26 protein-coding genes are annotated in these 25,110 nt (G+C 72.4%); 15 read left to right on the top strand and 11 right to left on the bottom strand.

The window, feature by feature from the left end:
• Positions 1-122: 122 nt before the first annotated feature.
• The gene (locus QNO09_RS16430; RefSeq protein ID WP_283970923.1) at positions 123-461 is read right to left on the bottom strand and encodes a hypothetical protein; all 339 of its coding nucleotides are present in this window, start codon (positions 459-461) and stop codon (positions 123-125) included.
• A 150-nt stretch (positions 462-611) separates the two neighbouring features.
• Complete coding sequence (gene xylA / locus QNO09_RS16425; RefSeq protein ID WP_283970922.1) at positions 612-1,778, bottom strand: xylose isomerase; 1,167 nt, start codon at positions 1,776-1,778, stop codon at positions 612-614.
• Between the two features lie 130 nt (positions 1,779-1,908).
• Between xylA and xylB the strand changes: the two genes are divergently transcribed.
• From xylB to QNO09_RS16400, 5 genes are all read left to right on the top strand, one after another.
• On the top strand, positions 1,909-3,354 hold the full coding sequence (gene xylB / locus QNO09_RS16420; RefSeq protein ID WP_283970921.1) for a xylulokinase: 1,446 nt from the start codon (positions 1,909-1,911) through the stop codon (positions 3,352-3,354).
• A 15-nt stretch (positions 3,355-3,369) separates the two neighbouring features.
• Positions 3,370-4,578 carry an ROK family protein gene (locus QNO09_RS16415; RefSeq protein ID WP_283970920.1) on the top strand — a complete coding sequence of 403 codons (1,209 nt, stop codon included), beginning with the start codon at positions 3,370-3,372 and terminating at the stop codon, positions 4,576-4,578.
• 229 nt (positions 4,579-4,807) lie between these two features.
• A complete protein-coding gene (locus QNO09_RS16410) occupies positions 4,808-5,407 on the top strand; it encodes an N-acetylmuramoyl-L-alanine amidase (RefSeq protein WP_283970919.1) in 600 nt (199 codons plus the stop codon).
• A 93-nt stretch (positions 5,408-5,500) separates the two neighbouring features.
• Entirely contained in the window at positions 5,501-5,899 is a 399-nt protein-coding gene (locus tag QNO09_RS16405) for a luciferase domain-containing protein (RefSeq protein ID WP_283970918.1), read from the top strand.
• 341 nt (positions 5,900-6,240) lie between these two features.
• Positions 6,241-7,476, top strand: a complete 1,236-nt coding sequence (locus QNO09_RS16400) for a phosphodiester glycosidase family protein (protein ID WP_283970917.1) — start codon at positions 6,241-6,243, stop codon at positions 7,474-7,476.
• Between the two features lie 2 nt (positions 7,477-7,478).
• Here the strand turns inward: QNO09_RS16400 and QNO09_RS16395 are convergent, their stop codons facing one another.
• The 6 genes from QNO09_RS16395 to QNO09_RS16370 all read right to left on the bottom strand — a co-directional run bounded on the left by QNO09_RS16395 (position 7,479) and on the right by QNO09_RS16370 (position 12,894).
• Positions 7,479-7,673 carry a hypothetical protein gene (locus QNO09_RS16395; RefSeq protein WP_221758685.1) on the bottom strand — a complete coding sequence of 65 codons (195 nt, stop codon included), beginning with the start codon at positions 7,671-7,673 and terminating at the stop codon, positions 7,479-7,481.
• A gap of 119 nt (positions 7,674-7,792) precedes the next feature.
• Positions 7,793-8,656, bottom strand: a complete 864-nt coding sequence (locus tag QNO09_RS16390; protein WP_283970916.1) for a phosphatidylinositol-specific phospholipase C/glycerophosphodiester phosphodiesterase family protein — start codon at positions 8,654-8,656, stop codon at positions 7,793-7,795.
• 257 nt (positions 8,657-8,913) lie between these two features.
• Complete coding sequence (locus QNO09_RS16385) at positions 8,914-9,987, bottom strand: acyl-CoA dehydrogenase family protein (RefSeq protein WP_283970915.1); 1,074 nt, start codon at positions 9,985-9,987, stop codon at positions 8,914-8,916.
• Complete coding sequence (locus QNO09_RS16380) at positions 9,984-11,165, bottom strand: acyl-CoA dehydrogenase family protein (protein ID WP_283970914.1); 1,182 nt, start codon at positions 11,163-11,165, stop codon at positions 9,984-9,986. Before QNO09_RS16380 ends, QNO09_RS16385 begins: the two co-directional genes overlap by 4 nt.
• Positions 11,162-12,127 (bottom strand): NADPH:quinone oxidoreductase family protein, encoded by a 966-nt coding sequence (locus tag QNO09_RS16375; RefSeq protein WP_283970913.1) that lies wholly within the window; start codon positions 12,125-12,127, stop codon positions 11,162-11,164. The genes QNO09_RS16380 and QNO09_RS16375 overlap by 4 nt, the downstream gene beginning before the upstream one ends.
• 194 nt (positions 12,128-12,321) lie before the next feature.
• Positions 12,322-12,894 (bottom strand): helix-turn-helix domain-containing protein, encoded by a 573-nt coding sequence (locus tag QNO09_RS16370; RefSeq protein ID WP_283970912.1) that lies wholly within the window; start codon positions 12,892-12,894, stop codon positions 12,322-12,324.
• Between the two features lie 77 nt (positions 12,895-12,971).
• Here QNO09_RS16370 and QNO09_RS16365 point away from each other — a divergent pair, with 77 nt between their 5' ends.
• The 5 genes from QNO09_RS16365 (at position 12,972) to QNO09_RS16345 (ending at position 17,648) form a co-directional block, all read left to right on the top strand.
• Entirely contained in the window at positions 12,972-13,901 is a 930-nt protein-coding gene (locus QNO09_RS16365; protein ID WP_283970911.1) for an NAD(P)/FAD-dependent oxidoreductase, read from the top strand.
• Positions 13,902-13,930: 29 nt separating this feature from the next.
• The gene (locus QNO09_RS16360; RefSeq protein WP_283970910.1) at positions 13,931-15,469 is read left to right on the top strand and encodes an ATP-dependent DNA ligase; all 1,539 of its coding nucleotides are present in this window, start codon (positions 13,931-13,933) and stop codon (positions 15,467-15,469) included.
• Positions 15,466-15,924: an NUDIX hydrolase gene (locus QNO09_RS16355; RefSeq protein ID WP_283970909.1), complete on the top strand. Its 459-nt coding sequence runs from the start codon at positions 15,466-15,468 to the stop codon at positions 15,922-15,924. The genes QNO09_RS16360 and QNO09_RS16355 overlap by 4 nt, the downstream gene beginning before the upstream one ends.
• Positions 15,925-16,000: 76 nt before the next feature.
• Positions 16,001-17,386: an NADP-dependent succinic semialdehyde dehydrogenase gene (locus QNO09_RS16350; protein ID WP_283970908.1), complete on the top strand. Its 1,386-nt coding sequence runs from the start codon at positions 16,001-16,003 to the stop codon at positions 17,384-17,386.
• 25 nt (positions 17,387-17,411) lie between these two features.
• Positions 17,412-17,648, top strand: a complete 237-nt coding sequence (locus QNO09_RS16345) for a DUF6213 family protein (protein WP_283970907.1) — start codon at positions 17,412-17,414, stop codon at positions 17,646-17,648.
• A gap of 116 nt (positions 17,649-17,764) precedes the next feature.
• Here the strand turns inward: QNO09_RS16345 and QNO09_RS16340 are convergent, their stop codons facing one another.
• Entirely contained in the window at positions 17,765-18,430 is a 666-nt protein-coding gene (locus QNO09_RS16340) for a thiaminase II/PqqC family protein (protein WP_283970906.1), read from the bottom strand.
• 173 nt (positions 18,431-18,603) lie between these two features.
• Here QNO09_RS16340 and QNO09_RS16335 point away from each other — a divergent pair, with 173 nt between their 5' ends.
• Both QNO09_RS16335 and QNO09_RS16330 read left to right on the top strand, forming a co-directional pair.
• Complete coding sequence (locus tag QNO09_RS16335) at positions 18,604-19,665, top strand: type III polyketide synthase (protein ID WP_451521317.1); 1,062 nt, start codon at positions 18,604-18,606, stop codon at positions 19,663-19,665.
• Between the two features lie 74 nt (positions 19,666-19,739).
• Complete coding sequence (locus QNO09_RS16330; RefSeq protein WP_283970905.1) at positions 19,740-20,261, top strand: cupin domain-containing protein; 522 nt, start codon at positions 19,740-19,742, stop codon at positions 20,259-20,261.
• Here the strand turns inward: QNO09_RS16330 and QNO09_RS16325 are convergent.
• Positions 20,258-21,481, bottom strand: coding sequence for an acyl-CoA dehydrogenase family protein (locus QNO09_RS16325; RefSeq protein WP_283970904.1), 1,224 nt, complete (start codon positions 21,479-21,481; stop codon positions 20,258-20,260). The two genes, QNO09_RS16330 and QNO09_RS16325, sit on opposite strands and share 4 nt — an antisense overlap.
• A 172-nt stretch (positions 21,482-21,653) precedes the next feature.
• On the opposite strand from QNO09_RS16325, the gene QNO09_RS16320 reads away from it, so the two are divergent.
• Positions 21,654-22,298, top strand: a complete 645-nt coding sequence (locus tag QNO09_RS16320) for a TetR/AcrR family transcriptional regulator (RefSeq protein ID WP_283970903.1) — start codon at positions 21,654-21,656, stop codon at positions 22,296-22,298.
• Between the two features lie 74 nt (positions 22,299-22,372).
• On the opposite strand, the gene def is transcribed toward QNO09_RS16320, so the two are convergent.
• Positions 22,373-22,912 (bottom strand): peptide deformylase, encoded by a 540-nt coding sequence (gene def, locus QNO09_RS16315; RefSeq protein WP_283970902.1) that lies wholly within the window; start codon positions 22,910-22,912, stop codon positions 22,373-22,375.
• Between the two features lie 158 nt (positions 22,913-23,070).
• On the opposite strand from def, the gene QNO09_RS16310 reads away from it, so the two are divergent.
• The gene (locus QNO09_RS16310; RefSeq protein WP_283970901.1) at positions 23,071-24,309 is read left to right on the top strand and encodes a MurT ligase domain-containing protein; all 1,239 of its coding nucleotides are present in this window, start codon (positions 23,071-23,073) and stop codon (positions 24,307-24,309) included.
• A gap of 23 nt (positions 24,310-24,332) precedes the next feature.
• A complete protein-coding gene (locus QNO09_RS16305; RefSeq protein ID WP_283970900.1) occupies positions 24,333-25,061 on the top strand; it encodes a type 1 glutamine amidotransferase in 729 nt (242 codons plus the stop codon).
• Positions 25,062-25,110: the final 49 nt, after the last annotated feature.

Raw genomic sequence — 25,110 nt, 5'->3', positions numbered from 1 at the left:
TTCCGGCGGCATGGCCCGGACTCCTCACCGTCGCCGACGTGTTCACCGAGGCGTACGCCTAGGTCTTCACGGCGCCGCCCTGGGAGCCCCGGGACCTGAGGCCTCCGCCCGGGGCGGGAGTTTCAGGGCACCAGGCCTCCGGGGTCCAGGGACGGGAGGAGCGATTCGAGGCCGCTGGGCAGGTCGCTCGGCAGTTGCGTCGGGACGCCCGAGGGCAGCCGGGTCGGCAGCTCGCTCGGCAACCTGGTGGGCAGCTCGGTGGGGATGCCGAAGGACGGGGCGGGAGTGCGGCTCGTGCTCTCGCCCGACGGCTCCTCGTCCGGCGAGTCGCCTCTGCCCGAGGCCATGAGCACGACGAGGGACACGGCCGCCGCGGCCACGAGCACGGCGAGCAGGACGAACAGCCTATTGCGGCGCCGGGGAGGTCCGGGCGGGTGCGGCGGTACGGGCGGCAGGGCCATACCGACCAGAGTCGCCGCGCACCGCGCGAGCCGGGAGGGGCGTGCGGAAGCTGATACCGACTCATGGCGTGGACCGCATGATTCCGGTGCGTGACGGGCTCGTCGGCCGGCCGGAGTGACCGGCCGACGGGCCCGTACGCGCGCGTGGTCTCAGCCACGGGCCCCCAGCAGATGGTCCATCGCCAGCTGGTCCAGGTGCTCGAACGCCATGCCGCGCGCGGCGGCCGCCTCCACGTCGAACGCCTCGAACGCCGACCGGTCGGAGAGCAGCGCCTGGAGGCCGTCCGCTGCGGTGGGCCGGGCCAGCTCGTCCAGGCGGGCCGCACGCAGGGCCTCCTGGACCTCCGGGTCGGCGCGGAAGGCGGCGGCGCGCTCCTTGAGGATGAGGTAGTTGCGCATGCACCCGGCCGCCGAGGCCCACACACCGTCGAGGTCCTCGGTCCGCGGCGGCTTGAAGTCGAAGTGGCGGGGCCCGGTGTAGCCCGCCGACTCCAGCAGGTCGACCAGCCAGAACGCGGCACGCAGATCGCCGGCGCCGAAGCGCAGGTCCTGGTCGTACTTGATGCCGGACTGGCCGTTGAGGTCGATGTGGAAGAGCTTGCCCGCCCACAGCGCCTGCGCGATGCCGTGCGGGAAGTTCAGGCCGGCCATCTGCTCGTGCCCGACCTCGGGGTTCACGCCGTACAGCTCCGGACGCTCCAGGCGCTCGATGAACGCCAGGGCGTGCCCGACGGTCGGCAGCAGGATGTCGCCGCGCGGCTCGTTCGGCTTCGGCTCGATCGCGAAGCGCAGGTCGTAGCCCTGGGAGGTGACGTACTCGCCGAGCAGGTCGAAGGCCTCCTTCATCCGGTCCAGGGCCGCGCGGACGTCCTTGGCGGCGCCGGACTCGGCACCCTCACGGCCACCCCAGGCCACGTACACCTCGGCACCGAGCTCGGCGGCGAGGTCGATGTTGCGGATGGTCTTGCGCAGGGCGTAGCGGCGCACGTCGCGGTCGTTGGCGGTGAACGCGCCGTCCTTGAAGACGGGGTGCGTGAAGAGGTTCGTGGTGGCCATCGGGACCTTCATGCCCGTGGCGTCCAGCGCCTGCCGGAAGCGCTTGATGTGCGCCTCACGCTCGGTGTCGCTCGAGCCGAAGGGGATCAGGTCGTCGTCGTGGAAGGTCACACCATGGGCGCCCAGCTCGGCCAGGCGCTGCACCGTCTCGACCGGGTCGAGGGCACGCCGCGTGGCGTCGCCGAAGGGGTCCCGTCCCTGCCAGCCGACGGTCCACAGGCCGAACGTGAACCTGTCCTCGGGGGTGGGCTGGTAGCTCATGCCGCGGCTCCTTGCTCGCTGGGGGTATTTCGTCATGCCGATTTACAAATTAGTATGCGAGCACCTCTCTGGGAAGAGACCAGGTGCCTCCGAACGGAGTCACGTGCCGCGCGCAGTAGGGAGAAGCCCGATGTCAGCAGCCGAGGGTCCGCTCGTCGTCGGTGTGGATTCGTCCACCCAGTCCACCAAGGCGCTGGTCGTCGACGCGTCCACCGGCCTGGTGGTCGCGAGCGGCCAGGCGCCGCACACGGTCTCCTCGGGGGCCGGACGCGAGACCGACCCGCGCCAGTGGTGGGACGCGCTGTGCGAGGCCCTGAGCCAGTGCGGTGAGGCGGCGCACGAGGCCGCCGCGGTGTCGGTCGGCGGGCAGCAGCACGGCCTGGTCACCCTGGACGGCCGGGGCGAGCCGGTGCGGCCCGCCCTGCTGTGGAACGACGTGCGTTCGGCGCCGCAGGCCCGCCGGCTCACGGAGGAACTGGGTGGCGCGAAGTTCTGGGCCGAGCGCACCGGAAGCGTGCCCGCCGCCTCGTTCACGGTCACCAAGTGGGCCTGGCTGGCCGAGCACGAGCCGGAGGCGGTGCGGGCCACGAAGGCCGTGCGGCTCCCCCACGACTACCTCACCGAGCGCCTCACCGGGCAGGGCACCACCGACCGCGGCGACGCCTCCGGGACGGGCTGGTGGGCGTCCGGGACGGAGGCGTACGACGAGGAGATCCTGGCGCACGTGGGGCTCGACCCGGCCCTGCTGCCCCGTGTGGTCCGGCCCGGCGAGGTGGCGGGCACGGTCCGCGACGGCCATGACCTGCCGTTCTCCCGGGGCACCCTGGTCGCGCCCGGCACGGGGGACAACGCCGCCGCGGCGCTGGGCCTCGGGGTGCGGCCCGGCGTGCCGGTGATGAGCCTCGGCACCTCGGGCACGGTGTACGCCGTGTCGCGGCACAGGCCCGCCGATCCGAGCGGCACGGTGGCGGGTTTCGCCGACGCCCGCGGTGACTGGCTGCCGCTGGCCTGCACTCTCAACTGCACCCTCGCCGTCGACCGCGTCGCGGCGCTGCTGGGTCTTGACCGCGAGGCGGTGGAGCCCGGCACGGCCGTGACGCTGCTGCCCTACCTGGACGGCGAACGCACCCCGAACCTGCCGAACGCCTCCGGCCTGCTGCACGGCCTGCGTCACGACACGACCGCCGGCCAGTTGCTCCAGGCCGCCTACGACGGTGCCGTGCACTCCCTGCTCGGGGCACTCGATCTGGTCCTCGACGAGGACGCGGACCCGTCGGAGCCGCTGCTGCTGATCGGTGGCGGCGCCCGGGGCACCGCCTGGCAGCAGACCGTGCGGCGGCTGTCGGGGCGTCCCGTGCAGGTGCCCGCGGCCAAGGAGCTGGTCGCGCTCGGCGCCGCCGCGCAGGCGGCGGGCCTGCTGACCGGGGAGGACCCGGCAGCGGTCGCGCGGCGCTGGGACACGGCCGCCGGGCCGGTGCTCGACGCCGTCGAACGGGACCAGGAGACGCTGGCCAGGATCGCCGGGGTACTCTCCGACGCGGCTCCGCTGCTGGAGCGGCCCACCGACACCCACTGAGGACTGGCGTCAGGCATGACCGCACCCCTGCACGAGGCACGCCCCGCCGGTCCGGGACGCGCACTGCCCGACACCCAGCAGGGCATGCGCCGCCGCAATCTCGCCCGCGTCCTGCACGCCGTCCGCGCCGAGGGGCCGCTGTCCCGGGCCGCCGTCGCCTCACGGATCGGCCTGACCCGGGCGGCGGTGTCGACCCTCGTCGACGAGCTCATCCGCTCGGGACTGCTGGAGGAGCTGGGGCCCGAGCGACCCGGCCGGGTGGGCCGCCCGGGCTCCGCGCTCGCCGTCAGCGGACGCGGCCCGGCCGGCATCGGCGCGGAGGTCGGCGTCGACCATCTCGCGGTCTGCGCCGTCGACCTGCGCGGCACGACCCGGTCCCGGGCGATACGGCAGGGAGCGAACCGCGGCCGCTCCCCACAGCCCGTGCTCGAGGAACTCACCGAGCTGATCCGGCAGGTGGTCGCCGAGGCCGAGAGTGAAGGCCTGTGGCCGGCCGGACTCGCCGTGGCCGTGCCGGGCCTGGTGGCGCGCGACGCCCGGACCGTCGTGCGCGCCCCGAACCTCGGCTGGCGGGACACGGACCTCGGCGAGCTGCTGCCGGCGGACCTCCCACTGACCGTGGACAACGAGGCCAACTTCGGCGCCCTCGCCGAGCTGTGGCTGGGCGACGGCACGCCCCGCGACTTCCTGCACGTCTCGGCGGAGATCGGGATCGGCGCGGCGGTCGTGGTGGATGGCGGGCTGCTGCGCGGAACCCGCGGATTCGCGGGCGAGTTGGGACACGTGCCGGTCCAGCCGGACGGGCCGGAGTGCGCCTGCGGAGGACGAGGCTGCCTGGAGCAGTACGCCGGCGAGGAGGCCGTGCTGCGCGCGGCCGGTCTGGAACCCGGCGAGGACCGGGTCGGGTTGCTGGCGGGACGCGCCGCGGACGGCGACGAGAACGTTCGCCGTGCCCTGCTCGACGCGGGGACGGCGCTCGGCGTGGCCCTGACCGGAGCGGTCAACCTGCTCGACCCGCAGAGCGTGGTCCTGGGCGGGGAACTGTCCGGGCTGGCGCCCTGGCTGCTGCCCTCCCTGCGGGACGAGCTGTCCCGTCGTACGGCGGGTCCGGCCTGCCCCGTGTCCGTGTCCGGGCTGGGCCCTCAGGGGCCGCTGCTGGGGGCCGCGCACTCGGTGGTGCGGGCGGTGCTGGACGATCCGGCGGCCGCCGCCGGGCAGGCCTGAGACAGGCCCTCGAGAGCAGTCACCAGCACCTCGCCGACACCCCGAATCACCCGACTGGGTGAGGGAGTTGTCCACATCCACGGGCCCGTCCACCGCATCGCACCGCCTCCGCGCGGCCGGCCGCCGGGAGCCGTAACTTGATCACCGCGGGCCGCGACCACAACGGCCGCCGCTCGCCGCAGTCGATCAAGGAACACCCTCCCGTCGAGCCCGGAAGAGGCACACGCTCATGGCACGGATCTCCTCCTTCCCCAGCAGGCGCGGCATCCTCGCAGGCGCCGCCCTCACCGCCGTCCCGTCCGTCCTGCTCACCGGCGCCCGGGTCGGCGCCCGGCCGCAGGCCGTCGACCACCCGGGAGCGGCATGGCATCCGGCCGGGCGCGGCAACTACACGCCGTCGAACCGCCCGCGCGCCCATCCGCTGCACTACGTGATCATCCACGTGGCGCAGACGACGTACTCCGGCACCTTGTCCGTCTTCCGCAACCCCGAGGAGAAGGTGTCCGCGCACTATGTGGTGCGCTCGTCCGACGGGCGCGTGGCGCAGTGCGTGCGCGAGTCCGACATCGCGTGGCACGCGGGGAACTGGGACTACAACACCCGCAGCATCGGCATCGAGCACGAAGGCTGGGTGGACCGGCCCGGCTACTTCACCGACGCCATGTACGAGCGGTCGGCCCGGCTCACCGCGGCGATTTGCGCGAGGTACGGCATCCCGAGGAACCGCGCGCACATCATCGGCCATCACGAGGTACCGGGCAGCGACCACACCGACCCGGGCCGGCACTGGGACTGGAAGCGCTACATCGGACTCGTCAAGTCCGCCTGAAACGACAGTGGTAGCCGGGCGGTCCACCTCACGTCCCGGTTACAAATCGTTCAACCTCTGGTTGCGGACGGGTGAGCAGGCGACGATGGGGCCATGACTCTGGCCCAGCGCGCCATGGAGCGCCTGCAGGCCTGGCCCGACCTGATGGTGGGCCCGGCGGGTTGCGGTACCGGAAGGGCACTCCGTTCCGTCCGTGACGAGATCGTCCATTTCCACTCCTCACGGGACGTGGACCTCCACCTCACTCGCCGCGCCATCCAGCGCTTCCACTACGACCTCGCCGGTTCGAGCGCGATCCACCTGCTGCCCGGATCGGGCTGGGTGACGGTCCACCTCGACTGCGAGGCGGACATCGACCTGCTGCTGAGTCTGGTGAGCATCGCGCTCAAGGCCCACCAGAACCCGCCCGTCGACGACGCGGGGCCCCGGCGCACGGGGTGCAACTTCCGCCGGGTGACGGTGCTGCCGCGTGATGCCGTGGCGGGTGGCTGAGCCTCGGCGGTCGAACCGGAGGCGGTCGATGCCGAGGGGCGGGACGCGTACGGAGCACATCGTCCGGAACGGGGCATGGTGCTGCCCGAAGCGGCGGGTGTCGACTGGGGCTCGTGTGCGGTGCGCAGGCTCTCACCGCGTGGCGGCCCGTCTGCCGATCGACCACACGCCCACGCATTTCACCTCGTACGACACGGGAACGGGTGACGGCTGAAGCACCCAGAGGGGTGCGTTTTTTCAGCCGTTCCCGCGTGGTCGGCGCTCAGCCACCCTGCCGGGTCGGCGTGGTCTGATGCACTGCCCCTGAGGTCCGCACGGTTGACGAGGCATCAGGGGGCACGGTGACAGGTCGGCACAGGCGCGCGGGAGCGGGCAGAGCGGTACTGGCGTTTCTCACGGCGTTCGGCGCGCTGACCGGCGCGGCCCTGGCCGGGGCGGCTCCGGCCGGCGCCGTCCAGAAGGGCGGACGGGTCGCGCCGGGCGTGACGTACGAGGAGTTCGACATCCAGGCGGCCAAGGGGGTGACGCACGCACATGTGCTGAAGGTCGACCTGGGCAACCCTCAGGTGCGGGTCGATCTGCTGTACCCGGGGGCGGTGGCCTCGCGCGCCCAGGTCTCGGCGATGGCGAACACCCAAGGGGCGGTCGCCGGTGTCAACGGCGACTTCTTCAACATCAGCGAGACACAGCATCCGGGCGTCGAGGCGACCGGGGCGAGTGTGGGACCGGCGATCGCCGCCGGGCGGACGCTCAAGGCGGCCGTGCCGGACGGCCAGCGTTTCGGTCCGGCCCTGCCGCCGGGCACCAGCACCCGGGACGTGTTCGGCGTGGACGGTGACGGCCGGGCACGGCTGGACCGGCTGGCGCTCGCCGGTGCGGTCCGTACGGCCGAGACCGAGCTGCCTCTCGGCGGGCTCAACCAGTACGCGCTCGCTGTGGGTTCGGTCGGCGCGTTCACCTCGGAGTGGGGCAGCGCCTCCCGGGTCCGCGCGACGTGCGGCACGGACACGGACCGCGCCGCCCCGTGCAGCACGGACGTCCACGAGGTGACGGTCCGCGACGGCAAGGTCGTCTCGGCCGCCGACACCCCGGGCGGCGGCCCCATCGCGGCGGGGACCACCGTGCTGGTCGGCCGGGAGGCGGGCGCTCAGCACCTGCGCAAGCTCTCCGCCGGTGAGACGGTCGAGGTCGAGCACAGCCTCGTGGCGGCCACGGACGGCGCCGCGTACCGGCTCGCCGTCGGCGGCTACCCGGTTCTCACCGGCGGGCAGCCGCTTCCGGGGCTCGACAGCACGACGTCGGCCGTCCGTACGGCCGTGGGGATCGCCGACAGCGGACGGCGTGTGCTGCTGCTCGCGCTGGACGGTGCCGCCGCCTACCGCAGCGGACTGACGATCGCCGAAGTCGCCGCCACCATGCGGGACCTGGGCGCCGAGGACGCCTTCAGCCTGGACGGCGGCGGATCGTCGACCCTGGTCGCCCGGAAGCCGGGCGTGAGCGAGGTCTCGGTGCGCAACCACCCCAGCGGCGGCGCCGAACGCCCCGTCCCCAACGGCATCGGCGTGTTCTCCGGGTGATGTCAGGGCCGCAGACCGCTGACGATGTCCGCCGTCGCCGTGAGGCCGCTGTGGATGGTGGGGGCGATGCTGGTGCTGGCCAGGTAGAAGCCGAGCAGCAGGCAGACCAGCGCGTGGGAGATCTTCAGCCCACCGTTGCGCAGGAAGATCACCGCCAGGATCACGAGCAGCAGCACCACAGAGATGGAAATGGCCATCGTCAACTCCTCCGCCACGCCGCCATGTCCGGTTCACGGCGTTCGGCCGCAAGTGTGGCGTAGCGAAGGGTTCGTCCGGGCGGCTGACCTGTCCGCCGAACGTGTGGTGTTCTGCCGCTCTAGGCCGCCCGGCGGGTGTCGAGGAACGCCTCCAGTCCGGCGAGGTCGTCGGTGTTGAGGTGGTCGACGCCGGCGGCGAGCAGTTCGCCCCACAGCGCGTCGCGGGCCGGCCCGGCCAGGTCCGGGGTCGCCCAGAACCGCACCTTCTGACCGCGCTTGTGGGCGGTCCTCACGATGCCCCGCAGCTTGTGCCGCTCGGCGTCGGGGAACGGGCCCACGCCCCGCCAGGTGAAGTTGAGCGTCCAGTTGTCGCTGATCAGGGGGATGAAGGAGGCGGGCGCCTGGCTGCCGAGGTCGGCGAGGCGGCCGTCGTAGAGGGCGCGCCGGACGGTCTGAGCCTCCATGGGTGCGCGGGCGGCGCGATCGCCCGAGACCACGACGGTGACCGGACCTCGGTGGACGCGTCCGTGGGCGTACGTGGTGAACAGGCGCCGATGGCGCCGGAGGTGCCGGTCGAGTGCGAGGTACGTCGACGCGCCCTCGGTCTTGATGTCGACGAGCAGTTGGAGCGTTCCGCTGTACCCCCGGTACACCGAGCCGTGGTTGGCGCGGACGCGGGCGGCGAGCGGGTCGAGGTAGAGGGAGTCGAGGGTGCGGGACGGGTCGAGGTCCTCCGGGTCGTGGGCGACGAGGAGTTGGTCGCCCACGAGGTAGATGTCGGCCTCGACGCTGCCGAAGCGGTGGTCGAGAGCGTCGAACAGGGGACGCGGGTGCTCGTAGTCGTTGTGGGCGTGGGCGCGCCACAAGGGGCGGGGCCGGTGCGTGCGTTCGTGGGCCGACGTGGGTGCGGCCGGGAGGGCGATCGAGCCCGCGAGGGCTGCGCCGAGGGTGGTGAGGGCTCGGCGACGGGTGGTGAGGGCCATGCTCTGCCTCCCTGGAGGTGCCGTACGGGAACCCTGTGAGTATGGGGTCCAGGTCGGCTCAAGGAGCAGGGCCCTGCGCGGAGTTGGCCGGACCGCCGCTACGCGTTCACTTCACCGGGCCGGGGCGCTGGGAGGGGCGCACGAAAAGGCCCGCCCCTGACGGGACGGGCGTTTCCGGGCCACCTTCGGGCTCCCCCGGGCCTTGTGGCTCCCCCGCTCTCCGGCGGGGATGTCGCCCGGTGCCGGGCGGACGGGCGTCAGGGGGCCTGCAGATCGACCAGGCCGGCCAAGGCCTCCCGGTGGGCGCCGGCGGTGCCGTAGGCGATCGAGTCGGCCTTCGCGCGCTTGAGGTAGAGGTGGGCGGGGTGCTCCCATGTCATGCCGATGCCGCCGTGCAGTTGCAGGGTCTCCTCGGCGGCGTGCACCGCCACGGGCGCCGCGTAGGCCTGGGCGACGGTGACGGCCACGTCGACGTCCTCGCCGGTGGTCAGGGCGTCGGCGGCGTTGCGGGCGGCCGCGCGGGTGTTGACGACCTCCAGCCACAGCTGGGCCAGCCGGTGCTTGAGCGCCTGGAAGCCGCCGACGGGCCGGTTGAACTGCTTGCGTTCCTTCAGGTAGCGGACGGTCTCGGTCAGCGTCCACTCGGCCAGCCCGCACTGCTCCGAGGCGAGCAGTCCGGCCCCGGCGCGCAGGGCCCGGCGCACGGCCGGTTCGGCGTCGCCCAGGAGCCGGCCCGGCGCTCCGTCGAGGCCGACGGTCGCGAGCGGCCGGGTCAGGTCCAGGGACGTCTGGGGGGTGACGGTCGCGGCCGAGGCGTCGACCGCGTACAGGCCGCCGTCGTCGGCGGGCACGAGGAGGACGTCCGCCACGACCGCGTCGGCGATGCCGGTCAGTTCCCCGTGCAGGGCGCCGTCGTCGTGCCGGACGGTCCGGTAGGCGGCGCCCGGTGCGACGTCGAGGGCGACCGCGAGGGCGCCGATCGTCCTCCCGGTCGCGAGGTCGCGGAGCAGGTCGTCGGTGCCGCAGGCCAGCAGGGCCTCGGTGGCGACGACCGCGCTCGTCAGATACGGCACGGGCGCGACCGCGCGGCCCAGTTCCTCCAGCACCACGGCGGCTTCGCGGTGGGTGGCGCCCTGGCCGTCGAGTTCCTCGGGCACCAGCAGGCCGGCGAGGCCCATGCCGTCGGTCAGGGCCTTCCACAGGGCCCGGTGGTGCGGGGCGTCCGACTCGGCGCGGGCGATGACGCCGGGGGCGTCGCAGTGGTCGGTGAGCAGGTCGCGGACGGCGGCGCGCAGCGCCTCTTCCTCTTCCGAGTACAACAGGTCGCTCATCGGGCGAGGTCCTTCCAGGCGACGTCCTTGTCGGTGCGCGGCTCGGCGGGCAGGCCGAGGACGCGCTCGGCGACGATGTTCAGCAGGACCTCACTCGTCCCGCCCTCGATGCTGTTGCCCTTGGAGCGCAGGTAGCGGTAACCGGCGTCGCGGCCGGTGAAGTCGACCAGCTCCGGGCGCCGCATGGTCCAGTCGTCGTACACCAGGCCCTCCTCGCCGAGGAGTTCCACCTCCAGGCCGCTGATCTCCTGGTTGAGGCGGGCGAAGGCCAGCTTCATGCCGGCGCCCTCGGGGCCGGGCTGGCCCACGACGAGCTGCTGGCGCAGCCGCTCGGCGGTGAGGCGGGAGACCTCGGCCTCCACCCAGAGCTTCAGCAGCCGCTGGTGCAGGTCGTGCGTGCGCAGCTCGGGCCGCTCGCGCCAGGTCTTCGAGATCGGGCCGATCATGCCGCCCTCGCGGGGCAGTCGCATGCCCCCGATGGCGACGCGTTCGTTGTTCAGCGTGGTCTGGGCGACCTTCCAGCCGTCGCCGACCGCACCGAGGCGCCGCGCGTCCGGGATGCGGACGTCGGTGAGGAACACCTCGTTGAACTCGGCCTCGCCGGTGATCTGCCGCAGCGGCCGTACCTCGACGCCCGGGTCGGTCATGTCGCAGACGAAGTACGTGATGCCCCGGTGCTTGGGCACCTCCGGGTCGGTGCGGGCGATGAGGATCGCCCAGCGGGCCACATGGGCGCTGGACGTCCATACCTTCTGCCCGTTGACCACCCACTCGTCGCCCTCGCGGACGGCCCGTGTGCCCAGTGCGGCCAGGTCGGACCCGGCGCCGGGCTCGCTGAACAGCTGGCACCAGACCTCCTCCCCCGTCCACAGGGGCCTCAGGTACCGCCGCTTCTGCTCGTCGGTGCCGAAGCCCAGAATGGTCGGAGCGGCCATGCCGAGGCCGATGCCGATGCGCCGCGGGTCGTTGTCGGGCGCCCCGGCGGCCTCCAGTTCGGCGTCCACGACGCCCTGGAGGGATCGGGGAGCACCCAGCCCGCCGAGGCCCTCCGGGTAGTGCACCCAGGCCAGTCCGGCGTCGAAGCGGGCCCGGAGGAAGTCCAGCCGGTCGGTGGAGGCCGGCGGGTGGGCGGCCAGCAACTCCCGGGTGCGGCGGCGCAGTTCCTCGGTGTCGGTCATGCTGTCTCCTCCATGACGACCGCGACCCGGCCGGTGGTCAGACCGTCCGCCACCTTCTGCACGGCGCTCGCCGCCGAGCCGAGCGGCACCCGCTCGCTCACCAGCGGCTTGATCGCCCCCCGGGCGGCCAGCTCGGTGAGCTGCTCGTGGCAGTGCTGGACCAGCTTCGGGTTCTTGGTGTTGTACAGGCCCCAGTGCAGGCCGAGGATCGAGTAGTTCTTCACCAGGGCGTGGTTCAGGCCGGGGCTGGGGATCGTGCCGCTGGCGAAGCCGACGACGACGATACGACCCTCGAAGGCGACGGTCTTGGCGGACTGTGTGTAGGCCTCGCCGCCGACCGGGTCGTAGATCACGTCGGCGCCCCGGCCGCCGGTGGCCTCCTTGACGGCGGCGACGACGTCCTCGGAGCGCCGGTCGATCACGACGTCACAGCCGAGCTCGCGGGCGACGGCCGCCTTCCCGGAGCCGCCGACGACACCGATGACGGTGGCACCGGCGGCCTTCCCGAGCTGCACGGCCGCGCTGCCGACCCCTCCAGCGGCAGCGTGGACGAGCAGGGTCTCGCCGGCCTCCAGACCGGCCCGGCGGTGCAGACCGAACCAGCCGGTCTGGTAGCCGATGTGCAGGGCCGCGGCCTCGGCGTCGTCGAGGGCGTCGGGCGCGGGCAGGAGCGCGGCGGCGTCCGCGACGGCGTACTCGGCGAAGCCTCCGTGGGGCAGCGCGGGGTTGGCGATCACCCGGCGGCCGTCCTCGGTCTCCCCGCAGATCTCCACGCCCGGGGTGAACGGCAGCGGCGGCCTGACCTGGTACTGGCCGCGGCACAGCAGGGCGTCCGGGAAGTTGATGTTGGCCGCCCGCACCTTCAGCAGGACCTGGCCGTCACCGGGCGTGGGGGGCTCCACGTCCTGGAGCCGCATCACCTCGCCCGGCTCACCGTTCTCGTGCACTTGCCATGCCTGCATGCGGGGCCTCCACGGGGGACTGCTTCGTCTGACCGGGGTCGGTTCGCATACTAAGCGGTCGCTTGCCCATCAGGGAACCGTCTCCGGGCAATCTCCCGCGCGGAGGTCTCCCGTCCGCCACAGCCGTCGGTCAAACCATCCGTCACAGCCGTCCGCCACGGCCGTCCGTCACAGCCGTCCGTCACGGCCGTCCGTCACGCGCCCTTCGGCCGGGCCCGCACATGCATCCGCTCGCCCTGCGGCCCGAACAGACTGAGGAACTCCACGGGCCCCTCCCCCGTCGACCCGAACCAGTGCGGCACCCGGGTGTCGAACTCGGCGGCCTCCCCCGCCGTGAGCACCACGTCGTGCTCGCCCAGCACCAGACGCAGCTTCCCGGACAGCACGTACAGCCACTCGTAGCCCTCGTGCGTCCGCGGTTCCGGTTCTTGTCTGCGCCGGGGTTCCAGGACCTTGTAGGCCTGGAGGCCGCCGGGCTGGCGGGTGAGCGGCCAGTGGGTGCGGCCGCCCATCACGATCGGCTTGGAGCGCACCCGCGGATCGCCGGTCGGCGGAGCGCCGACCAGTTCGTCCAGGGCCACCTGGTGGGCGCGCGCGATCGGCAGCAGCAGTTCGAGACTGGGTTTGCGCAGACCGGACTCCAGCCGCGAGAGGGTGCTGACGGAGATGCCGGTGGTCTCGGACAGCGCCGCCAGGGTCACCTCCCGGTCCTTCCGCATCTGCCGCAGCCGGGGGCCCACGCCCGCGAGTACCTCGTCCGTCGTCATGGACGTATTGCAGATTCGGCAAAGCCGTTTGTCAATCCCGCAGTGCCGGGAGGACGCTCGGCAGCGGAGGTGGTCGTATGACCGAGAAGTACGCGGTGGTCGTCATCGGCGGGGGCGCGGCGGGCCTGTCCGCCGGGCTGGTGCTGGGGCGGGCCCGGCACCGCACGCTGGTGGTCGACGCGGGTGAGCCGCGCAACGCGCCGGCCGCGCACATGCAGGGCTATCTGTCCCGGGACGGCATGCCGCCCGCCGAGTTCCTGGCCGTCGGCCGGGAGGAGATCGCGCGCTACGGCGTGGAGCTCGTGCGGGACCGGGTGGTGGAGGTGACGAGGGGCGAGGACTTCACCGTGGTGCTGGCCGGTGGGCGGACGGTTCGGGCCCGGCGGCTGGTCGTCGCGACGGGGCTGAAGGACGAGCTGCCCGCGGTCGCCGGGGTCGCCGAGCGGTTCGGCCGGGACGTGCTGCACTGCCCGTTCTGCCACGGCTGGGAGGTGCGCGACCAGCCGTTCGGGGTGCTGGCGACGAGCCCGGCGAGCGTGCACCAGGCGCTGATCGTGTCCCAGTGGTCGAAGGACGTGCGGTTCTTCCTGCACACGGTCGCCGAGGAGGAGCTGTCCGACCAGGACCTGCGCCGGCTCGCCGCGGCCGGGGTGGACGTGGTGCCGGGGGAGGTCGCGGAGCTGGTGGTCGAGGACGACCGGCTCACCGGCATCCGGCTCACCGACGGTACGGCGCACTCCCGCTCGGTGCTGTTCGTCGCCCCGCGCCCCGTTCCGCAGACCGGCCTGCTGGAGCGGCTGGGTGCCGAGCTGCACGAGACGCCGTTCGGCGCGTATCCGGTCGTCGACGCGACCGGCCTGACGACGGTGCCGGGCGTGTGGGCCGCGGGCAACGCGATCGGCTTCGCCGAGCAGGTGGTGCACGCGGCGAGCGGCGGGTACCGGGCGGCGTCGGCGATCGTCGGGGACCTGCTGATGACCGACCTCGACGCGGCGGTCCAGGTGTAGAGGCACCGCACCCGGTGCACCATGACTGCATGCTGCTGCACCGGCTGGCCCGAGTGTCCCGGGAGGTCGCCGCCACGTCGGCGCGGTCCCGCAAGACGGCCCTGCTCGCGGAGCTCTTCCGGGACGCCGAGGCCGACGACGTGCCGATCGTGATCCCGTATCTGGCCGGGCGGCTGCCGCAGGGCCGGATCGGCGTCGGCTGGAAGATGCTCGGCCGCCCGGTCGCCCCGGCCGCCGAACCGGGCCTGACCGTGCGGGAGGTGGACGCCCGGCTGTCCGAGCTCGCCAAGGTGTCCGGCCCCGGCTCCCAGGCGGAACGGGCCCGGCTGGTCGGGGAGTTGATGGGCGCGGCCACCGAGGACGAGCAGCGGTTCCTGCTGGGGCTGCTCACCGGTGAGGTCCGGCAGGGCGCGCTGGACGCGGTGGCGGTCGAGGGCCTGGCCCAGGCGACCGGCGCGCCGTCCGCCGACGTGCGGAGGGCCGTGATGCTCGCGGGGTCCCTCCAGGCGGTGGCCGAGGCACTGCTGGCGGACGGCCCCGCCTCCCTCGACCGCTTCGGCCTGACCGTCGGCCGCCCGGTCCTGCCGATGCTGGCGCACAGCGCCTCCTCGGTGGCCGAGGCGGTGGACAAGCTGGGCCCTTGCGCGGTGGAGGAGAAACTGGACGGCATCCGCGTGCAGGTGCACCGCGACGGCGGCACCGTTCGGCTCTACACCCGCACCCTCGACGACATCACCGACCGCCTGCCGGAAGTGACGGCCGCCGCCCTTCGGTTGCGGGGCGAGCGGTTCATCCTGGACGGCGAGGTGATCTCCTTCGACGAGGAGGGACGCCCCCGGTCGTTCCAGGAGACCGCCGGGCGCGTCGGCTCCCGTACGGACGTGGCGACGGCCGCCCGCGCGGTGCCGGTCTCCCCCGTGTTCTTCGACGCCCTGTCCGTGGACGGCCAGGACCTGCTGGACCTGCCCTTCGCCGAGCGGCACGCCGAGCTGGCCCGCCTGGTGCCCGAGCCGATGCGGGTACGGCGCACGCTGGTGTCCGGCCCGGACGACACGCCCACCGCGGAGGAGTTCCTCGCCGAGACCCTGAAGCGCGGCCACGAGGGCGTCGTCGCCAAGGCACTCGACGCCCCCTACAGCGCGGGCCGGCGCGGGGCGTCCTGGCTGAAGGTGAAGCCCGTCCACACCCTCGACCTGGTGGTCCTGGCCGCCGAGTGGGGCCACGGCCGCCGCACCGGCAAGCTCTCCAACCTCCACCTGGGCGCCCGCACCACCGACGGTGGCCTCGCCATGCTCGGCAAGACCTTCAAGGGCATGACCGACGCGATGCTCACCTGGCAGACCGAACGGCTCCAGCAGCTCGCCGTCGACGACAACGGCCACGTCGTGACCGTCCGCCCGGACCTCGTCGTCGAGATCGCCTACGACGGGTTGCAGCGCTCCACCCGCTACCCGGCCGGCGTCACCCTGCGCTTCGCCCGCGTGATCCGCTACCGGGAGGACAAGCGCCCCGAGGACGCCGACACGGTGGAGACACTCCTGACCGCGCACCCGGAAGTGAAGCCGTGAAGCGCAGCGCCGGCCTGCTGCTCTTCCGCCGCACCGGCGACGGCCTCGAAGTCCTGCTCGGCCACATGGGCGGCCCGTTCTTCGCCCGGCGCGACGCCGGGGCGTGGACCGTGATCAAGGGCGAGTACGAGCCGGGCGAGCCCGCATGGGAGGCCGCGCGCCGCGAGTTCCGGGAGGAGCTGGGGCTCCCCCCGCCCGATGGCGAGGCCCTCGACCTCGGCGAGGTCCGGCAGACCAACGGCAAGATCGTCACGGCGTGGGCGGTCGAGGCGGACCTCGACCCGGCGACGATCGCGCCCGGCACCTTCCGGATGGAGTGGCCCCCGAGGTCGGGGCGGCTCCAGGAGTTCCCCGAGCTGGACCGGGTGGCGTGGTTCGGCCCGGACCGGGCCCGCGCGGTGATCGTCACGGCGCAGGCGGCGTTTCTCGACCGCCTGGCGGAGCACTCGCCCTGAGGAGACGCTCCCGCGTTGCGGTCCCCTCCGCCGCGCGGGAAGGTCGAGACACAGCCCGCTCCGAGGGAGGTCAGCCATGCCCATCGCAACGGTGAACCCGGCGAACGGCGAGACGCTCAAGACGTACGAGGCCATGGGCGAGGAGGAGATCGAGCGCCGGCTCCAGCTCGCGGAGGCGACGTTCCGCACGTACCGGACGACGACCTTCGCCGAGCGGGCCCGGCTGCTGCACCGGGCCGCCGACCTGCTCGAAGAGGACCAGCAGGACGTCGCCCGGGTGATGACCACCGAGATGGGCAAGCCGATCCAGCAGGCCCGCGCCGAGGCGGCGAAGTGCGCCAAGGCCATGCGCTGGTACGCCGACCACGCCGAGGAACTGCTCGCCGACGAGGAACCCGCCGACGCCGACGTGAAGGACTCCGGCGCCTCGCGCGTACGGGTCCGCTACCGGCCGCTCGGCCCGGTGCTGGCGGTCATGCCGTGGAACTTCCCGCTGTGGCAGGTGGTCCGCTTCGCCGCGCCCGCGCTGATGGCGGGCAACGTGGGCCTGCTCAAGCACGCCTCGAACGTCCCGCAGACGGCCCTGTACCTGGAGGACCTCTTCCACCGGGCGGGCTTCACCGAGGGCGCCTTCCAGACGCTGCTGATCGGCTCCGCCGCGGTCGACGAGATCCTGCGCGACGAGCGGGTCAAGGCGGCCACGCTCACCGGCAGCGAGCCGGCGGGCCGTGCGGTCGCCTCCACCGCCGGGGAGATGATCAAGAAGACGGTGCTGGAGCTGGGCGGCAGCGACCCGTTCGTCGTGATGCCGTCCGCCGACATCGACCGGGCAGCGAAGGTCGCGGTGACCGCGCGGGTGCAGAACACCGGGCAGTCCTGCATCGCGGCGAAGCGGTTCATCGTCCACACGGACGTCTACGACGCCTTCGCCGAGCGGTTCGCCGAGGGCATGAAGGCGCTGAAGGTCGACGACCCCCTGTCCGACGACACCGAGGTCGGGCCGCTCTCCAGCGAGCAGGGCCTGCGTGATCTGGAGGAACTGGTCGACGACGCGGTCCGCAGCGGGGCCCGGGTGCTGTGCGGTGGCGAACGGCCGGACGGGCCGGGCTGGTACTACACGCCGACGATCCTCACCGGCATCACCCGCGAGATGCGGATCCACCGGGAGGAGGCGTTCGGGCCGGTCGCGACGCTGTACCGGGCGGCCGACCTCGACGAGGCCGTGCTGATCGCGAACGACTCGCCGTTCGGCTTGAGTTCCAACGTGTGGACGCGGGACGAGGGTGAGGTCGACCGGTTCGTGCGCGACCTGGAGGCCGGCGGGGTGTTCTTCAACGGCATGACGGCGTCCCACCCGGCGTTCCCGTTCGGCGGTGTGAAGCGGTCCGGGTACGGGCGTGAGCTGTCCGGGCACGGAATCCGCGAGTTCTGCAACATCACCACTGTTTGGCATGGTGCGTGAGTGTTGCGGGGCTACGATCCCGTCTGTGAACCGCGAAGTGACTCTGCCTCTGATCGTCGACGACCGCGGGACCTTGCAGGTGGCTGCCGCGGACGTCAGCAAACTCCTGCGGACGGTGGGGGGTCGGTGGGTGCGGCTCGTGGAGGGCGGGGAATCGGGGCTGGACGAGGACACGGTCGCCGAGTTGGCCATTGAGCTGGCGAAGCTGGCCGATCGTATCGATGTGGCCTGTATCGCGCACAGCAGTGGGAGTGCGACGTAGTCGTGGCGTGGGCGGGTGCGTGAGGGCTTGTGCGGTGTGGTTCGTGGGGTGTGCGGGCGCCTGGGGGCTTGTCGCGTCCACGGCGGAGCCGCACAGCGGACAGCGTCCCGCTCCCCTCACGGCACCCGGCTCAAGGTGTTCCAGAACATCGCCTCGTAGTTCTGCAGCAGGCGGCCGTAGGTGAGTGCTCGCTCCTCGTCGAGGTGCCCGGCGTCCAGCGCCGCCTGGACGGCCGCCGTCGCCAGTCGGTCCGGCTCCGGCGACGGCTGCGCGAAGAAGTCGAAGAAGGCGCAGGCCTCGTCGGTGAAGCCGTACCGCTCGCGCAGCGCGGTCGCGATCGTCGCGCAGTAGCCGCCCCACGCCGAGAAGTTGGCCGTCAGAGCCAGGACCACGTCTGCCGGTGAGGCGTTCAGGGCCAGCCAGGCCACGTACGCGGGGTACGCCTGACAGCCCGCCAGGGGCTTGTACGACGTCTCCCCCGCCTCGTCCACTCCGCACGCTCGGGCGAACGCCGTCAGTCGCTCACCCGCCAGGGCCTCGCTCTCGGCCAGGGCCGTGAAGAAGGCCGCGGCCTCCGGGTCGGTCGCTTCGCCGCGTGCCGCCAGGAACTCGAACGCCCGGCGGTCCGCCGGGATCACCCATGTCTGTTCCAGGGCCAGCGAGGCGAGGGTGGAGCGGGTGGCGGTGCCGTCGGCGATCCGGGGGATCAGCGGGTTGGCGTGCGGGTCCGGGGCGAGGGCCGCGGTCGTCCTCTTCAGCAGATCCGGTGCCGGGTGCGTCATCGCGTCCTCCGTCGTCGAGGTGTCGGTACGAGCGTGGCACGGCGTGCCCGATACGGAGTAGTCCGGCGCGAAGTCGGTGTACCGGCAGGGGATCGTGGGGGGACCACCTCTTGAGGTGACGCACCTTCTGACCGGACCGAAGGCCTCCCGGGAGGCGAAAGCAGGCACGGTTCATGGCGACTTTGTGCAGACCCGCGGTGTCCGTTCCAGAGCACGTGATCACGATGGAGGAGACGCTGGAGCTGGCGCGAGGGCGCCACACAGACCACCCCCAACTGCCGCTGGCCCTCCGCCTGATCGAGAACACCGGTGTGCGCACACGGCACATCGTCCAGCCCATCGAGGAAACGCTGAGACACCCCGGATTCGCGGACCGCAACAAGCTCTACGAGGCCGAGGCGAAGGCCCGGGTGCCCGCGGTCGTCCAGCGGGCACTGGACGACGCGGAACTGCTCGCCACCGAGGTGGATCTGCTCGTCTACGTGTCGTGCACGGGCTTCATGATGCCCTCGCTCACGGCGTGGCTCATCAACGAGATGGGATTCGACCCGACCACCCGTCAGCTGCCGATCGCCCAGCTGGGATGTGCGGCCGGCGGCGCGGCCGTCAACCGGGCCCACGACTTCTGCACGGCGTACCCCGACGCCAACGCGCTGATCGTGGCCTGCGAGTTCTGCTCGCTGTGCTACCAGCCGACCGACATCGGTGTCGGCTCCCTGCTGTCGAACGGCCTGTTCGGTGACGGCGTGGCCGCCGCCGTGGTCCGCGGCCGCGGCGGCGAGGGAGTCCTCCTGGAGCGCAACGGCTCGTACCTGATCCCCAAGACCGAGGAGTGGATCATGTACGACGTCCGGGAAACCGGCTTCCACTTCCTGCTCGACAAGCGCGTGCCGGGCACGATGGAGCCGCTCGCCCCGGTGCTGCGGGACCTGGCGGGCGACCAGGGATGGGACGCCTCCGACCTGGACTTCTACATCGTGCACGCGGGTGGGCCCCGCATCCTCGACGACCTCAGCACCTTCCTGCGCGTCGACCCGCACGCCTTCCGCTTCAGCCGGGCCACGCTCACCGAGTACGGCAACATCGCCAGCGCCGTCGTCCTGGACGCGCTGCGCCGGCTGTTCGACGAGGGCGGCCCCGGGGACCGGGCCCGCGGGCTGCTCGCGGGGTTCGGACCCGGTATCACCGCCGAGATGGCCCTGGCGCGCTGGCACAGCGGGGACGAGGCGAGGTGACATGAGCGAGGAGACGATCACGGAGACACGATCACCGGGATCCCGCCCCCTGCCCGTGACGCGGTGAGCGGGCGATGACGGCGACGGAAGGGCTGCTCGTCCCCCCGGGGCACGGCCGGGTGATGGCGGCCCCCGCCCAGCACGTCACGTTCAAGGTGACCGGCACGCATTCCCGGGCGGCCTCCACCTTCGAGGTGGTCGTGCCCCCGGGCTTCGACGTGGGCGCCCATGTGCACACCCGCAGCGAGGAGTTGTTCTACGTCCTCGAGGGCGAGCTGGACGTCCTCGCCTTCGAGCCTCGGGTCCGCACTCCCGACCGCTGGCAGCAGTGGGAGTCCCGTTCGGGCAACCGGGTGGTACGGGCGACACCGGGAACGGTGATCGTCGTGCCCCCGGGGTGCCCGCACGCCTTCGCCAACCCGACGGAGGAGCCCGCGAAGGTGTTCTTCCAGGCGAGTCCGCCGCCGGATCACGAGCGGTATTTCGAGGAACTGCTGGAGATCCTCGGCGCCGGGGGCCCGCCGGACCACTCCGCGATCCAGGAGCTGCGGGCGCGGTACGACATCGAGCAGCTGACGCCGCTGAGACACCGTTAGCGGATGGGCACCCCGGCCAGGGTCCGGGCGATGACCAGCCGCTGGATCTCGCTCGTGCCCTCGAAGATGGTGTAGATGGCCGCGTCGCGGTGCATCCGCTCGACGGGGTACTCGCGGGTGTAGCCGTTGCCGCCGAGGATCTGGATGGCCCGGGCCGTGACGCTCTTGGCCGTCTCGCTCGCGAACAGCTTGGACATCGAGCCCTCGGCAGCGGTGAACGGCTTGCCGTTGACCGCCATCCAGGACGCGCGCCACACCAGCAGGCGGGCCGCGTCGATGGACGTCCGCATGTCCGCGAGCTGGAAGGCGACGCCCTGGTTGTCGATGATCGGGCGCCCGAACTGCTCGCGCGTAACGGCGTAGTCGAGGGCGACCTCGTAGGCGGCGCGGGCGGTGCCGACCGCCATGGCGCCGACCGCGGGACGCGAGGCCTCGAACGTGGCCATCGCCGCGTTCTTCACCCTCCCGCCCTGCTGGGCCTTCTCCCGTGCGCGGGCCAGCCGCTCGTCCAGCTTCTCCTTGCCGCCGAGCAGGCAGGAGCCGGGGACGCGCACGTTGTCGAGGATCACCTCGGCGGTGTGCGAGGCGCGGATGCCGTGCTTCTTGAACTTCTGGCCCTGAGCCAGCCCCGGCGTCCCCGGCGGGACGATGAAGGAGGCGTGCCCCTTGGAGCCGAGCTCGGGGTCGACGACCGCGACGACGACGTGGACGTTGGCGATGCCGCCGTTGGTCGCCCAGGTCTTGGTGCCGTTGAGCACCCACTCGTCCTTGGCCTCGTCGTACACGGCGCGGGTGCGCATGGAGGCGACGTCCGAGCCGGCGTCGGGCTCGGAGGAGCAGAACGCGGCGACCTTGACATCGTCGGCGTCGCCGTACATCTGGGGGATCCAGGTGCCGATCTGCTCCTCGGTGCCGTTGGCGAGGACGCCGACCGCGGCGAGACCGGTGCCGACGATGGAGAGGGCTATGCCCGCGTCGCCCCAGAACAGCTCCTCCATGGCCATGGGGATGCCGAGACCGGTGGGGTCGAAGTACTGCTGGGCGTAGAAGTCCAGGGAGTAGATGCCGACCTTGGCGGCCTCCTGGATGACCGGCCAGGGAGTCTCCTCACGCTCGTCCCATTCGGCGGCCGCGGGGCGGATCACATCGGCCGCGAAGCCGTGCAGCCAGTCCCGGACCTCCTTCTGTTCGTCGTTGAGCTCCATGGTGAACTCGGCCATGTCGTCCCCTCCAGCGGCACACGTGCATGTTACTTGCGGTAACATCAGTCTGTTACCGACGGGTAGTCGAAGTCAACTCCTACCGACCGGTCGGCACCCGTCCGGTCTCCCGCGCATGCTTCAGTGTTAGTTTGCGCAGGCGTCAGCGAAACAGCACGGGTGGGGAGAGCACATGGACACCACGCAGCGGACCGATCAGCAACGGTCCGCCGACCGCCGTCGGCGTGAGCTGCTGGAAGCCGCCGACCGGGTGGTGCTGCGCGACGGCCCGCAGGCCTCGATGAACGCGATCGCGGCGGAGGCCGGCATCACCAAGCCGATCCTCTACCGGCACTTCGGTGACAAGGGCGGACTTTACGCGGCCCTTGCCAAACGGCACACCGACGCGCTGCTGGACTCGCTGCGGGCGGCGCTGGACGCGCCGGCGGACCGACGGGAGCGGGTCGAGGCGACGTTGGACACCTACCTCGCGGCGATCGAGGCGCGGCCCCAGGTGTACCGGTTCCTGATGCACCCGTCGGACGGGAGCCAGCAGGGGGATCAGGGCTTCGATGTCGGCAAGCACAGCGCGCCGTTGCTGCGGCGGATGGGCGAGGAGCTGGCGCAGGTCATCGAGGAGCGGCTGGACCTCGGCCCGGGCGGGCAGCGACTGGCTCGGGTGTGGGGGCACGGGATCGTCGGCATGATGCATGCCGCCGGGGACTGGTGGCTGGGGGAACGGCCCTGTTCTCGTGCGGAGTTGGTGCGGAGTCTGGCTGATCTTCTGTGGGGGCGGCTCGCGGCTGCGGGAGATCGGGTGGGAGGTCCCGGGTTCTGACCCTCGCGAGTCGTGTGCGGGCCGGTGGGGGCTGGTCGCGCAGTTCCCCGCGCCCTGGAAAAGGCAGATCGGCCTCACCGGCGCCAAGAAGCCCGGGACACCTGGCGCATCAGCCTGCGGTGGCGCCAGCCCTTGAGGTGGTCGGCGTAGACGCGGCCCTCCAGGTGGTCGCACTCGTGCTGGAGGCAGCGCGCGAAGAACCCCGTGCCGTGGACGGTGACCGGCTCTCCGGTCACCGTGAAGCCCTCGACGACCACGTGGTCGTACCGTTCCGTGCCCGCCTCCAGGCCGGGCAGGGACAGACAGCCCTCCGGGCCCCGGATCACCACACCGTCCTTTTCGGTCAGCCGCGGGTTGATCACATGGCCCACATGGCGGACGTCCTCGTCGTCCGGGCAGTCGTAGACGAAGACCCGCAGCGGCTCGCCGACCTGGTTGGCGGCGAGCCCGACGCCCTGGGCCGCGTACATGGTGGCGAACAAGTCCTCGACGAGATGGGCCAGTTCGGGACCGAAGTCGGTGACCTCCGCGCAGGGCGAGTGCAGGAGCGGATCGCCGTGCAGGGTGAGGGGTCTCACGCGGCCGTGGGTGCCGGGCAGGGAGCTGTGTCGCATGGCGGCAAGAGTAAGGTCCTGTCGGTCCGCGTCTCCCACACGAGTTCGCCACAGTGCCGCGGTTCGGGAGTGCGAACGGATCTCGATAGGCTGAGGTCCACACCACGTGGCCGTCAGGCTTCAGGGCGCGGCGCGTACGCAAGGAGGATCGAGAACTGATGGCAGGCAACTCGGACCCGCTCTCGCCGCGGGCCAAGCTGGCCGTGACCGCGGGCAAGGCGGTCGCGGCGGCATCGCGCGCCGCAGGACGCGGCAGCGGTTCGGTGATCGGCGGCCGGGTCGCGCTCAAACTCGACCCCGACCTCCTCGCCCGGCTCGCGCAGCACCTGGACGTGATCCTGGTCTCCGCGACGAACGGCAAGACCACCACCACCCGGCTCATCGCCGAGGCCCTGCGCGCGGCGGGACCGGTCGTCTCCAACGCGCTCGGTGCCAACATGCCGGCCGGCATCACCTCGGCCCTCGCCGGCAGCTCGGACGCCCGCTACGGCGTCATCGAGGTCGACGAGAAGTACCTCGCCGGTGTCGCCCGGGACACCGCCCCGAAGTGCATCGCCCTGCTCAACCTCTCGCGCGACCAGCTCGACCGCGCCGCCGAGACCCGCATGCTCGCCGAGAACTGGCGGGAGGGGCTCGCGGGTTCCAAGGCCGTGGTCGTGGCCAACTGCGACGACCCGCTGGTGGTGTGGGCGGCGTCCTCCTCCCCCAATGTGATCTGGGTCGCGGCCGGGCAGATGTGGAAGGACGACGCCTGGTCCTGCCCGTCGTGCGGTGGCGTGATGCAGCGCCCGGGCGACGACTGGTTCTGCGGCGAGTGCGGCTTCCGCCGTCCGACGCCGAGCTGGGCGCTCTCCGGCGACCACGTCCTGGACCCGCACGGCTCGGCCTGGCCGATCCACCTCCAGCTGCCCGGCCGCGCCAACAAGGCCAACGCCGCCTCCTCGGCCGCCGTCGCCGCCGTGTTCGGGGTGCCGCCGCAGGTCGCGCTGGAGCGCATGTACCAGGTGCAGGCGGTGGCCGGGCGCTACGACGTCGTCCAGTTCCAGGGCCGCGACCTGCGTCTGCTGCTCGCGAAGAACCCGGCCGGCTGGCTGGAGACGTTCTCCCTGATCGACCCGCCGCCCACCCCGGTCATCCTCTCCGTGAACGCCCGCGGCGCCGACGGCACCGACACCTCCTGGCTGTGGGACGTCGACTACACGCGCCTGACCGGCCACCCGATCTGCGTGGTCGGCGACCGGCGCCTGGACCTGGCGGTGCGCCTGGAGGTCGCCGACCAGCACTTCCAGGTCTACGACAACCTCGACCAGGCCGTGGCCGCCTGCCCGCCGGGCCGGATCGAGGTCATCGCCAACTACACGGCGTTCCAGGACCTCCGGCGCCGCGTCGGCAACTGAGCACGAGACGTCAGGGGACTTTTGTGAGCGACAACCAACTGCGCATCGTCTGGATCTATCCCGACCTGCTCAGCACCTACGGCGACCAGGGCAACGTCCTCGTCGTCGAACGCCGGGCCCAGCAGCGCGGCCTGGACGTGGCCCGGCTGGACGTGCGCAGCGACCAGCCGATCCCGACCTCCGGCGACATCTACCTGATCGGCGGCGGTGAGGACCGTCCGCAGCGGCTCGCCGCCGAGCGGCTGCGCCGGGACGGCGGGCTGACCCGGGCCGTGGAGAACGGCGCCATCGTGTTCTCCGTGTGCGCCGGCTACCAGATCCTGGGCCACGAGTTCATCAACGACCTCGGCCAGCGCGAGCCCGGCCTCGGTCTGCTGGACGTGGTGTCGACGCGCGGCGAGGGCGCCCGCTGCGTCGGTGACGTGCTGGGCGACGTCGACGCCCGGCTCGGCCTGCCCCCGCTGACCGGCTTCGAGAACCACCAGGGCGTCACCCACCTCGGCCCCACCGCCCGCCCCCTCGCCCGGGTGCGCTTCGGCAACGGCAACGGCACGGGCGACGGCACGGAGGGCGCGTACAACGACACCGTCTTCGGCACGTACATGCACGGGCCGGTGCTCGCGCGCAACCCGCTGATCGCGGACCTGATGCTGAAGCTGGCCCTCGACGTCAACGCGCTGCCCCCGACCGACGACCGCTGGTACGAGGCACTCCGCAACGAGCGCATCGCCGCTGCTCAGCAGCCTGCGTGAGCGCTGCGCCGCAGCGTGTCCGAAGGACGCGTCAACCTGCTGGTCAACA

Source organism: Streptomyces sp. 378 (assembly GCF_030124145.1).
Classification (GTDB): Bacteria; Actinomycetota; Actinomycetes; order Streptomycetales; family Streptomycetaceae; genus Streptomyces.
The sequence above is the reverse complement of the archived record's forward strand: the minus strand, read 5'-3'. Positions and strand labels throughout refer to the sequence as shown.

Bases quoted from the DNA above. Each gene is read 5' to 3' on its own strand.
- QNO09_RS16375 (WP_283970913.1), bottom strand. From the start codon at position 12,127: ATGCAGGCATGGCAAGTGCACGAGAACGGTGAGCCGGGCGAGGTGATG.
- QNO09_RS16370 (WP_283970912.1), bottom strand. From the start codon at position 12,894: ATGACGACGGACGAGGTACTCGCGGGCGTGGGCCCCCGGCTGCGGCAG.
- QNO09_RS16395 (WP_221758685.1), bottom strand. From the start codon at position 7,673: ATGGCCATTTCCATCTCTGTGGTGCTGCTGCTCGTGATCCTGGCGGTG.
- QNO09_RS16385 (WP_283970915.1), bottom strand. From the start codon at position 9,987: ATGAGCGACCTGTTGTACTCGGAAGAGGAAGAGGCGCTGCGCGCCGCC.
- xylA (WP_283970922.1), bottom strand. From the start codon at position 1,778: ATGAGCTACCAGCCCACCCCCGAGGACAGGTTCACGTTCGGCCTGTGG.
- QNO09_RS16365 (WP_283970911.1), top strand. From the start codon at position 12,972: ATGACCGAGAAGTACGCGGTGGTCGTCATCGGCGGGGGCGCGGCGGGC.
- QNO09_RS16310 (WP_283970901.1), top strand. From the start codon at position 23,071: ATGGCAGGCAACTCGGACCCGCTCTCGCCGCGGGCCAAGCTGGCCGTG.
- QNO09_RS16320 (WP_283970903.1), top strand. From the start codon at position 21,654: ATGGACACCACGCAGCGGACCGATCAGCAACGGTCCGCCGACCGCCGT.
- QNO09_RS16380 (WP_283970914.1), bottom strand. From the start codon at position 11,165: ATGACCGACACCGAGGAACTGCGCCGCCGCACCCGGGAGTTGCTGGCC.
- QNO09_RS16415 (WP_283970920.1), top strand. From the start codon at position 3,370: ATGACCGCACCCCTGCACGAGGCACGCCCCGCCGGTCCGGGACGCGCA.
- QNO09_RS16390 (WP_283970916.1), bottom strand. From the start codon at position 8,656: ATGGCCCTCACCACCCGTCGCCGAGCCCTCACCACCCTCGGCGCAGCC.
- xylB (WP_283970921.1), top strand. From the start codon at position 1,909: ATGTCAGCAGCCGAGGGTCCGCTCGTCGTCGGTGTGGATTCGTCCACC.
- QNO09_RS16325 (WP_283970904.1), bottom strand. From the start codon at position 21,481: ATGGCCGAGTTCACCATGGAGCTCAACGACGAACAGAAGGAGGTCCGG.
- def (WP_283970902.1), bottom strand. From the start codon at position 22,912: ATGCGACACAGCTCCCTGCCCGGCACCCACGGCCGCGTGAGACCCCTC.
- QNO09_RS16330 (WP_283970905.1), top strand. From the start codon at position 19,740: ATGACGGCGACGGAAGGGCTGCTCGTCCCCCCGGGGCACGGCCGGGTG.
- QNO09_RS16340 (WP_283970906.1), bottom strand. From the start codon at position 18,430: ATGACGCACCCGGCACCGGATCTGCTGAAGAGGACGACCGCGGCCCTC.
- QNO09_RS16350 (WP_283970908.1), top strand. From the start codon at position 16,001: ATGCCCATCGCAACGGTGAACCCGGCGAACGGCGAGACGCTCAAGACG.
- QNO09_RS16410 (WP_283970919.1), top strand. From the start codon at position 4,808: ATGGCACGGATCTCCTCCTTCCCCAGCAGGCGCGGCATCCTCGCAGGC.
- QNO09_RS16430 (WP_283970923.1), bottom strand. From the start codon at position 461: ATGGCCCTGCCGCCCGTACCGCCGCACCCGCCCGGACCTCCCCGGCGC.
- QNO09_RS16405 (WP_283970918.1), top strand. From the start codon at position 5,501: ATGACTCTGGCCCAGCGCGCCATGGAGCGCCTGCAGGCCTGGCCCGAC.
- QNO09_RS16360 (WP_283970910.1), top strand. From the start codon at position 13,931: ATGCTGCTGCACCGGCTGGCCCGAGTGTCCCGGGAGGTCGCCGCCACG.
- QNO09_RS16335 (WP_451521317.1), top strand. From the start codon at position 18,604: ATGGCGACTTTGTGCAGACCCGCGGTGTCCGTTCCAGAGCACGTGATC.